The 3,156-nt window shown below is 52.5% G+C and carries 5 protein-coding genes; all 5 read left to right on the top strand.

The window, feature by feature from the left end:
* Positions 1 to 198: AtpZ/AtpI family protein (locus ABX962_RS33570; RefSeq protein ID WP_372726037.1), on the top strand; the 198-nt coding region annotated here is incomplete at its 5' end.
* 139 nt (positions 199 to 337) lie between these two features.
* On the top strand, positions 338 to 1,015 hold the full coding sequence (locus ABX962_RS33565; RefSeq protein ID WP_372726036.1) for a hypothetical protein: 678 nt from the start codon (positions 338 to 340) through the stop codon (positions 1,013 to 1,015).
* Positions 1,016 to 1,071: 56 nt separating this feature from the next.
* On the top strand, positions 1,072 to 2,085 hold the full coding sequence (atpB, locus tag ABX962_RS33560) for a F0F1 ATP synthase subunit A (protein WP_372726035.1): 1,014 nt from the start codon (positions 1,072 to 1,074) through the stop codon (positions 2,083 to 2,085).
* 124 nt (positions 2,086 to 2,209) lie between these two features.
* A complete protein-coding gene (gene atpE / locus ABX962_RS33555; protein WP_008694334.1) occupies positions 2,210 to 2,458 on the top strand; it encodes an ATP synthase F0 subunit C in 249 nt (82 codons plus the stop codon).
* 26 nt (positions 2,459 to 2,484) lie between these two features.
* Positions 2,485 to 3,156 (top strand): F0F1 ATP synthase subunit B (atpF, locus tag ABX962_RS33550; protein WP_372726034.1); only part of this gene is annotated, 672 nt, incomplete at its 3' end.

Raw genomic sequence — 3,156 nt, 5'->3', positions numbered from 1 at the left:
GGAGGCGCTGTGTGGCTCCGTTTTGTCGGTCTCGGGATGGAGCTCGCTGGAATTACACTGCTGTTCGCCGGCATCGGTTATTGGATCGACGCTTGGCGAAACCACGATCAAATGTACGCCACCGCGTTGAGCACGATGTTGGGGTTTGGATTGGCAATGGCACGGTTCGTCGTCAAAGCCTCCTCGACCCAGTCCTGATTGCTGGCCCACGGCCTAAATCGTTGAGTATCGCCCAGAATTGGTGAAAACCAGCCAAGTGGTACAACCCTGCGAATACTGATGACCGTATATTGGAAGCGAAATCGACTTCGCTTTTGAGTAAACTTTTGAAAAAGACGTGACGATCCTAACTCCAACTCGACGATCGCCTAGTTCTCCGGACGTTTCCGATTTGTATCGGCAGACGTTGGGTTGGGTGGTCGCTGCCTGGTTGCTTGCGACCGCAGTCGTGATGACGGTCGTTGGGCTTCGGGACGCCGATCGTAGTGGCGATGTGATTTTTGTCGCTTTGATGAGTGGCGTGATCGCATTGGTGTCAATGTTGCCCGGGCTGTGTCTGCGGTGGGCCAAGGCGATCAAGTCGCGATTTGATTCTCGGGGTACCGCAAGTCGCTCAGGTGCTCGTCAGTCAGTCGATCCGTTTGGTGATTTTGTGCTGGCTTCCGGGATGGGGATGATCTTTCGGTTATTTGGGACGGTTGCACTGTTTTTGTTCTGCCGGTATCAATTGGCCGAATCCAGTCAATGGGTCGCCGGTTTTACGATCGGTTGGTATGCCTATTTGACCTCCGTCGAAGTGGGAGTGCTCGCGTTCAAGCAGAACCGAGTTGCCACGAAAGTCGGAAAGGATACGTCGAGCACGGATGCGAGTTTGTCAGCGAACGCTTTGCCTGTGAAGGCAAAGGAATATCCATCACCTTCAATCAACTCGTCCGTGTCGTCCTGCTCTTCACTCGTGCGTTTGCACAATTCAGATGCTCTGTCCACGCGACCTTTGGGTGTGTTGGAAGCATAACGATTGTGGGTCGTATTCACTAAATTTAAATCTGTAGCTCAATAACGATTTACCTGATGCCATTGCTTGTTGCTTCTACCGACCACAGCCCGATAACGCATGTGCTGCCGCATCCGTTGCACGAGAACCCCATCGTGAGCGTGCCGGTTGGCGAAGGCGACATTCCGGCGCTGAATATTTTTGACGGGCGTTACGACTTTTTTATCACCAACCATTTGATGATGAGTTTGGTGGGAGCCGTGACGGTGATATTGGTTTTTGCTTATGTCGCAAGTCGTGTGCGTGCAAAGGGGCAAGGGCTCGAAGCCTTCAAGACTCGCGGGCGTGTCGCTCAGTTATTCGAGACGATGTGTTCGTTCATTCGTGACGAGGTCGCTCGGCCGAACCTGGGTCATTTGACCGACAAGTACATCTACTACATTTGGACCATCTTCTTTTTCATCTTGTTCTGCAATGTGATTGGGTTGATTCCAATTGGCTATATCATGCAGTCGTTCACCGGCAACACTGCGTATTCGCATTGGGGCGGTACCGCGACGGGGAACCTGTCGCTGAACGCAATTTTGGCATTGGGAAGCTTCTTTGCGATCCTGTTCATCGGGATTCGCGAAACCGGAGCCAAAACGTTCTTCTTGCACTTCAATCCGATTGGTTGGGACGACCCCAAGATGCTGTTGATCGGCATTCCGCTCTACGCTTTGGAGTGGATTGGATTGATTATTAAGTGTGTGGTACTTGCGATGCGGCTTTTTGGAACGATGATGGCAGGCCACTTGGTGATCGCCGCATTCGTGGGCCTTGTCTTTACTGCCGCTGAGTTTTCACATGCACTCGGCTACGGAGTCGAGTTGTCCGTCATCGGTGGCGGCATTGTGTTGACGTTGCTTGAGTTGTTCATCTGTTTTCTGCAAGCGTTTATCTTCACCTTCTTGACGGTGCTGTTCATTGCGATGACCGCAGTGCATCATGACGACCATCACGAAGAAGAGCATCCGTTTAGCGACGAAGGTCAGATGGACATTGATAAGTTGATTGATCCAAAACGACTGGGGCCATTGGTGCACGAATAGTGTGCTGGCGATCCCGCCTTGATTCACTGAATATTGTTTGACCCTTTAACCAAAAACTGTCGGCGTCCAAGTTCACGGTCGCAGGCATTTCCCGTTCGAGAATTAGCTCAGGAGTTTATGAAAGATGTTTGATTTCGCGCTTGTTTTGGCCCAGGAAGCTCTTAACGTCGGCAAGATGGGTGTCGGTATCGGAATGGGCCTTGTCATTCTCGGCGCTGGCCTTGGAATTGGCCGCATCGGTAGTGCTGCTGTTGACGCAATCGCTCGCCAACCCGAAGCGAGCGGAACGATCAGCACCCAGATGCTGATCTCGGCTGCACTTATTGAAGGTGCGACTGTGATTGCTTTGATTCTGATGTTGATCCTCGGCTAAATCCGCCTTTGGCGAAAGATGAAACGATGGTTTTAAAATTGACTCGTTCCTCGGTATTGTGCTTGATCGCGATGGCCACGCTGTGTGTGTCGTCCGCGAGTAGCTTTGCCGATGAAAAAGCGAAATCCGACGTGGCGGTTGAGGCATCTGAATCGCACGATGCAACCGTTTTGGTCGCCGCTAAATCGGAGGTTCTCGACGAGGAAGTCGTGGAGGGTGATCATGATCATCCCGTCACGGCAGACGGACATGACGGAGACGGGCATGACGACGCGCATACTCCGCCGTTGTTGTCGTTCGACATCGGTTCGGCGGTCTGTAATATCGCGATCTTTCTTGGTGTGTTTGCGATCTTGTCCAAGTTTGTCTGGCCACCCATTTTGAATGGGTTGAAGGCTCGCGAAGACAAGATCAATGGCGACCTCGAAAATGCCGAGCGTATTAACGCCGAGGCACGTTCGTTATTGAGCGACTATCAGACCAAGCTCGACGAAGCGGCAAGCCAAGTGCAAGGCATGTTAGCCGAAGCACGTCGCGATGCCGAAACCAACGGTCAGCGAATCGTTGCCGATGCGAAGGCGGAAGCCGAGCGGACGCGAGATCGTGCGATCGCCGATATCGAGACTGCAAAGAAAGTGGCTTTGGCCGATTTGGCGGGTCAGACTTCGGATATGGCGATGCAGGTTGCCAAGTCGGTG

This window comes from Novipirellula sp., assembly GCF_041583735.1.
Lineage (GTDB): Bacteria > Planctomycetota > Planctomycetia > Pirellulales > Pirellulaceae > Novipirellula.
Note: the sequence above shows the minus strand (reverse complement) of the source record. Positions and strands in the feature narration are given on the sequence as shown.

What these genes read in the sequence shown, in the direction of transcription:
- atpB (WP_372726035.1), top strand. Translation starts at nt 1,072, where the DNA reads ATGCCATTGCTTGTTGCTTCTACCGACCACAGCCCGATAACGCATGTG.
- atpE (WP_008694334.1), top strand. Translation starts at nt 2,210, where the DNA reads ATGTTTGATTTCGCGCTTGTTTTGGCCCAGGAAGCTCTTAACGTCGGC.